General features: G+C 65.7%; 9 protein-coding genes. 2 read left to right on the top strand and 7 right to left on the bottom strand.

What is annotated here, in order from left to right:
* Nucleotides 1-119: 119 nt before the first annotated feature.
* From ACZK39_RS16705 to ACZK39_RS16695, 3 genes are all read right to left on the bottom strand, one after another.
* Nucleotides 120-854, bottom strand: a complete 735-nt coding sequence (locus ACZK39_RS16705; RefSeq protein WP_344676232.1) for a hypothetical protein — start codon at nucleotides 852-854, stop codon at nucleotides 120-122.
* 163 nt (nucleotides 855-1,017) lie between these two features.
* Nucleotides 1,018-1,284, bottom strand: coding sequence for a Txe/YoeB family addiction module toxin (locus ACZK39_RS16700; RefSeq protein ID WP_182781594.1), 267 nt, complete (start codon nucleotides 1,282-1,284; stop codon nucleotides 1,018-1,020).
* Nucleotides 1,281-1,523 carry a type II toxin-antitoxin system Phd/YefM family antitoxin gene (locus tag ACZK39_RS16695; protein ID WP_187721853.1) on the bottom strand — a complete coding sequence of 81 codons (243 nt, stop codon included), beginning with the start codon at nucleotides 1,521-1,523 and terminating at the stop codon, nucleotides 1,281-1,283. The genes ACZK39_RS16700 and ACZK39_RS16695 overlap by 4 nt, the downstream gene beginning before the upstream one ends.
* Nucleotides 1,524-1,720: 197 nt before the next feature.
* Between ACZK39_RS16695 and ACZK39_RS16690 the strand changes: the two genes are divergently transcribed.
* Nucleotides 1,721-2,653: a DUF4238 domain-containing protein gene (locus ACZK39_RS16690; RefSeq protein ID WP_463613971.1), complete on the top strand. Its 933-nt coding sequence runs from the start codon at nucleotides 1,721-1,723 to the stop codon at nucleotides 2,651-2,653.
* A gap of 206 nt (nucleotides 2,654-2,859) precedes the next feature.
* On the opposite strand, the gene ACZK39_RS16685 is transcribed toward ACZK39_RS16690, so the two are convergent.
* From ACZK39_RS16685 to ACZK39_RS16670, 4 genes are all read right to left on the bottom strand, one after another.
* Nucleotides 2,860-3,147: a HigA family addiction module antitoxin gene (locus ACZK39_RS16685; RefSeq protein ID WP_206661107.1), complete on the bottom strand. Its 288-nt coding sequence runs from the start codon at nucleotides 3,145-3,147 to the stop codon at nucleotides 2,860-2,862.
* A 16-nt stretch (nucleotides 3,148-3,163) separates the two neighbouring features.
* Complete coding sequence (locus tag ACZK39_RS16680; protein WP_129459402.1) at nucleotides 3,164-3,442, bottom strand: type II toxin-antitoxin system RelE/ParE family toxin; 279 nt, start codon at nucleotides 3,440-3,442, stop codon at nucleotides 3,164-3,166.
* A gap of 82 nt (nucleotides 3,443-3,524) precedes the next feature.
* The gene (locus tag ACZK39_RS16675) at nucleotides 3,525-3,968 is read right to left on the bottom strand and encodes a hypothetical protein (protein WP_463613970.1); all 444 of its coding nucleotides are present in this window, start codon (nucleotides 3,966-3,968) and stop codon (nucleotides 3,525-3,527) included.
* A 116-nt stretch (nucleotides 3,969-4,084) separates the two neighbouring features.
* Nucleotides 4,085-4,594, bottom strand: coding sequence for a P-loop nucleotide/nucleoside kinase family protein (locus tag ACZK39_RS16670; RefSeq protein WP_463613969.1), 510 nt, complete (start codon nucleotides 4,592-4,594; stop codon nucleotides 4,085-4,087).
* Between the two features lie 116 nt (nucleotides 4,595-4,710).
* Between ACZK39_RS16670 and ACZK39_RS16665 the strand changes: the two genes are divergently transcribed.
* Complete coding sequence (locus ACZK39_RS16665) at nucleotides 4,711-5,394, top strand: uridine kinase family protein (protein ID WP_197971685.1); 684 nt, start codon at nucleotides 4,711-4,713, stop codon at nucleotides 5,392-5,394.
* Nucleotides 5,395-5,454: the final 60 nt, after the last annotated feature.

Here is a 5,454-nt window from a genome sequence, read left to right as displayed (position 1 = left end):
AACTCCAGCTCAGGTGGAATCGTCTGGTGCCCGGTTCACGCGTCGTGCGGCGGTTCAGCAGGCGGGGCGAGCTGGATCGGCCGGGTCGAACGGGCCGGTCGGCGGGTCGGAGGCGGCTGTCAGGCCCGCCGGGGCGCCGGATTGATGGCGTCCCCGGACCAGCTCATGTTGTCGTCCACACCAACCTCGAACGCCTCAAGAGCGGGATCGGCGAGAACGACGTCCGCGACCGCGCGCTCGCAGCCGAGCAGCGTGAAGCCGAAGTCGATCTCGGTGGCCAGACACCAGACGTGGTCGTCCGGCCATACGAGGTTCGCCGACTGCCCGAAGCTCTCGTCCTCGACCCACGTCTCGTGCGCGGCCAGGGGCGCCCGGAACAGGTGGTAGCGCCGGTGCGGCAGGGCCAACACCGGCTCGGCACCCCCCGGGACCCGGCTCGGCACCGGGACCTCGTAGGTCATCAGATCGGGGTGGTGCGCCTCGACCGCGCCGCCTCCCCAGAACCCGTAGCCCTCCCACACCGCGTAGGTCACGTCCCCAGACGCCTGCAGGTGCGCGACCAGCGCGTCGTGGTCGGGGCGCGGGAGATGGCCATCCGGCGGCCACAGGTTCGGGTGGCGCAGGGTGTCGAACATGTGGCTCCACTGCGCCAGGGGATGCAGGACGCGTCCATTGGACGCCGCGATCTCCCGCCAGCGGCGTCCGTCCGGCAGGGGGTGCAGGACCCGCACATACGCCGCGAAGCCCGTCGGCACCATGGCACCCACCGGAACCCCAGCCGGTCCCCACGGCAGCAGCCGGGGCGCGAGCCAAGCCGACAGGGCGGCGTCCGTCGTGTGGCGAGGCAGGGCCATACCGCAAGGGTAAGGCCGTAGCGCCCCACTCCTGATGTGCGGGAACGGGGCCACCCGCTCGTTGCGGACAGCGTTCAACACGAAGGCATACCGCGCTGCGGCAAGCGGAGCCGACACACGACCCTCGCGCAACCCGCGGCACGTCCGGATGTTCGGTGAGTGGCTACTCGTAGTGGGTCCACATCCTCAGGATGTGGACAACGTGGCGATCAGGGAGCACCTCATAGACAAGTCGGTGCTGGATGTTGATGCGCCGTGAGTAGCAGCCAGCGAGGTCGCCGACCAACTTCTCGTACTTGGGTGGCGTGGTGAACGGGTCCTGGGCCAGAACCTCCAGCAGGTGCTGCGCCTTCGTCTTCAGCCCTGAGGAGGCCAGCTTCTGGGCGTCCTTCTGGGCTTGGCGTGAGTACACCAGAGTCCAGGGACTCACCAGTCAAGCTCGGTCGAGCCCGCGTCGACACCCTCCGCGCGGGAGCGCCGGATGGAATCGGCCAACCCCGGTACCGACTCAAGGAACAGCGTCTCCTGGATGGCGAGCCAGTCCTCCTCGCCGATGAGCACGGCGTTGCCACGCTGGCCGGTGATGGTCAGCGGCTCGGACTCCTCGTTGACCTGGTCGATCAACCGGTACAGGTTCGCGCGGGCAGACGTTGCGCTCACAGCAGTCATAGGTACAACCTCCACCAAGCAGCGTACGTTATGACGTACGTTCCTGCAAGTATGGACGGAAGAGTCGAGGTCACGCGGCAGGGGCACCGATGCGATTCGGTCTGGCCATACACCTGCCAGATCGGACTCGACCGTCCCAGGAGCGGCATGTCAGTGCGTCGCTCGGCTGTGGCCATGCACGCCGCTAGAGTCATCCTGTGCCCGAGAAGCCGCGCCGAAGGCAGCATCTTGTCTCGAAGGGGTATCAGCGCAACTTCGCAGCGGACAACACGTGGGTCAGCGTCCTGGACGTGCAGACCGGGCAGACGGTCTACGCAAAGCGCGCGATCGGCGCCAACTGGCGCATTGATGACTTCATTTCGGTGATCTTCCCCGACGGCACTGTGGACGACGCCTTGGAGCGGGAGTTTGGCGAGCGTGAGCGGGTGTTTCTGAGGGTAGTCCGTGAGATTCGGCTCAACCGCTCTGTCGACCAAGAGCAAAAGGCCGCCTTGGATGAGTTGGCCGCCGTCCATTTGGCCCGGAACTCGGCCTTCAAGGTGGCGCACCAGAAGGTAGTGCGCGGAACGCTCGAACAGAAGTGGCCGAAGCTTGCCCAAGACGACCGCCTGAGGACGAGGTTCGCTCGACAGTGGGGACGTTCCCCGGAACCAGGGGAACTCGAAGCGTTAGTCGCGTCGGCCGGCAACGCCCTCGTGTCAAGCCCGGACTTCTTCACATCGGGAGTCCAGCGCGTCGCCAGCGGCTTCCGGCCACTGCTCGCCAAGTGGCGGGTCCAGTTGGTGGGCTGTGCCGATGACCTGCCCGGCTTCATACTCTCTGATAATCCAGTCGTACATGGCAAGCGGAGCGAGGGTTTGTTCGGCCTCCTGCAGGCTGGGGCGGTCGGAGACGCGGACATGATCGTTGTGCCGATCAGCCGCCGCCTCGTGGCGTTCTACTCCGGGCGGAAGCTGCCTGACATCTTGATTCGGACCAAGAACTCACTTCAGTGGGTGAATGCCATCCTGATGCAAGTCGCCCAGCGGGAGGTGCTGTGCCATCCGGACGATGCGCAACATACTTCGCGCCTCATACGGAACCTCGATCGCTACCCGGCGGCCAGGTTCGACACCATCAACATTCACTGAGTGGAGCACATTGTGAGGCCGCCGCTTTGAGTTCGTCTTCTTGCCGGTAGGACTGCCCCAACGTTCTGAACTGCGCAGGATGGCCTCCCTGAGCGGGCACCTGCACCTCGACAGGTCCAGCGCGCCGGCAGCCAATTGAGGGCGGTCGTGCTCGGGACACCGAAGCCGAAGGCTACCCTCGCACACCGCGGCATTTGCGGATGTTGTCAGGCGACGGGGTCGAGCCTGCGGACGGTGGGTATTCCGGCGGCACGCTCGGCCGCGAGGTCATAAGCCGACTGCAGGGCCAGCCAAACGCGGGCGGTACCAACGCCTGCTCCCTCCAGTCGAACAGCAAGGTTGGGGCTCACGCGGGCATGGCCGTGCAGGACTCGGCTCAACGTCACCCGGGAGATCCCGAGCCTGGACGCGGCCTCCCCGACACTCAGCCCGAGGTCGGCCAGCACGTCCTCGCGAAGGATCTCGCCGGGATGGACCGGGGTCCTCATCACCATGTTGTCCACCTCCTGGTCAGTGGTAGTCCTGATAGTCGACGAGTTCGACGTCGCTCTCAACGAAGCGGAACGTCACTCGCCAGTTGCCGTTCACCCAGATCGACCAGTGCCCGGCCAGGTCCCCTTTGAGGGGGTGGGTCCGAAACGACGGGATCGCGAGGTCGTCGGGGGTCTGTGCCACGTCCAGCAGCGACAAGATGCGAAGCAACTTGGGGATGTGAGTCGCTTGAACACCCTTCTTCGAACCGTCGCGATACAGCCGCTCCAGACCCTTGTGCCGGAAGCTGACGATCACAAAAACCATCGTATCGCGTAGCGCTACACGATACAAGCCCCGCCCACGCCCTCAACGACCACCAGCGGCAGATGCGGATGGATCATCCTTTGGCCGTAGGGACCTCGACCGGGGTCAGGATGAGCCCTTCGTGGGTCACCGTGGATCCGAGGACCGCGTCGGAACGGTCCAGGAAAGTGACGTCAACGTTCCCCAACCGCGTGAATCTCACCGTGTCCCCGAGCGGATCTGATACGTACTCAAAAAGGCCGCCGAGATCGATCAGCGCGCGAAGGATGGCACGGTCGTAGCGGTAACGGTGCAAGACGGCGCGCGGGTGCGGTCGCGGGTACCCGGGACGCGCACCGACCCCCTCCTGGCGGGCGGGAACCAGCCATGCAAGCTCGAGTGTCAACGGGTGACTAACGTCACTGTCGTGAAAGAGCAACTCGATGGTCGTGGCCCTGGGCCGGAGCGATTGCATCCATGCCACTTGGCCCGCCCGGTCCAGGCCGGGGATCGCAAGGAAGTCAGCGTTCGTGCTCACCAGCCCTCCTCCATCCAGACCACCAGCCTCGCCTGAGCGTAGGGGCATCTAGCCATCGGAACGCGGCAGATCAGTGCGTGTGTGCGTTGTTGAGGTCGCCTTCTAGCCACCACCGCCTAGCCACCGAGCGACAACCGGGATCGCGCCAGAATCAGTGCGGCCGCAGTGTCGGTCATGTCCACAAGGGCCCGATGTCCGTCCCTCACCTCGTCCCACGGGACGTATTCGCGGCCCGTCACCTCGTCCCACGAAGGGACAACCTGGCCCGGCAGATCAGGATGTCGCGCTTCCACACGGCGACGGTGCTCCGCGACGTCGGGTATCACGCATTCAAGCACGACGAGCGTGGACGAGGTCCGTGCGGCAAGCTCGCGCCAGAGTCGGCGCGTCTCAGGCAGCGGGTCGACGAGGTCGACCACCACCTGGATACCCAGTGCCAGATTGGACGCCGCCACTTCCTGCACCACCTGGTAGCCGAGCGGACCGACATCGATGCCTGCCAGCGTCAGCGGTGTCTCAATGGCATCAACGCGAAGATAGGCGGCGGGGAGTTGCGCCGCAAGCGCGGAGGCAAGGGTCGTCTTGCCGCTCCCCGGCAAACCACACACGACGATGACACGAGTCATGCGGCGAGCCTACGACACGTTCATTGCCCGCCGGAAGGCGACTAACGGGCCGGCCCGCTGAACGAACCCAGCGCGGCATGAGCGAGCATGGCTGCTGTCGGCAGCAGAATGGGGTCATGACCATGACCTTGCTCGAGGGTGAACCCGCTGCGGGGCCTTGGCGGGCCCTCGACACTGCCGAGCTGGTCAATCACGTTTTACAGGTGGCCGGGCAGCCGCTGGGTCGGCCGCAGATCGTTGCCGTGGACGGCAGGGGAGCCTCAGGTAAGTCGACGCTGGCTGCTGAGCTGAAGCGGGCCGTCGCCCGTTCTGCGGTCGTCCACACGGATGACCTGGCCTGGCATGAGCCGTTCTTCGCCTGGGGGCATCTGCTGCGCGACGAGATCCTGGTGACACTGCACCGTGGGGAGGGTGTGCGGTTTCAGCCGCCGGCGTGGGGGCTGCATGGACGCGAAGGCGTGATCGAGGTTGCCGCGGAGGCGGACTTGGTCGTCATCGAGGGCGTCGGCGCAAGCCAACGCGAGTTCGAGCACTTCGTTGATGCCTCGATCTGGGTGCAGTCGGACTTTCAGGAGGCCGAGCGGCGGGGGATCGCTCGCGACATGGCCGAGGGTGTGAACGGTGATCGCGAGCAGACGATCGCGTTCTGGCACGAGTGGATGGCACATGAAGTGCGGTTTCTTGCCGAGCAACGTCCGTGGGAGCGGGCCTGCCTGGTGGTTGCCGGTTCCCCAACCATCGACCTCGATGAGGGGCAGTTCGCCGTAGCGCCTGCACCTTCGAACAACCCGTGGCTCTGATGGTAGGTGCCCCCGCATCTGCCAACGCGACAGTAGCGTGCGGCCACGCTCAGTGCGGCA

This window comes from Tessaracoccus luoxuelianae, from assembly GCF_055326245.1.
Note: the sequence above shows the minus strand (reverse complement) of the source record. Positions and strands in the feature narration are given on the sequence as shown.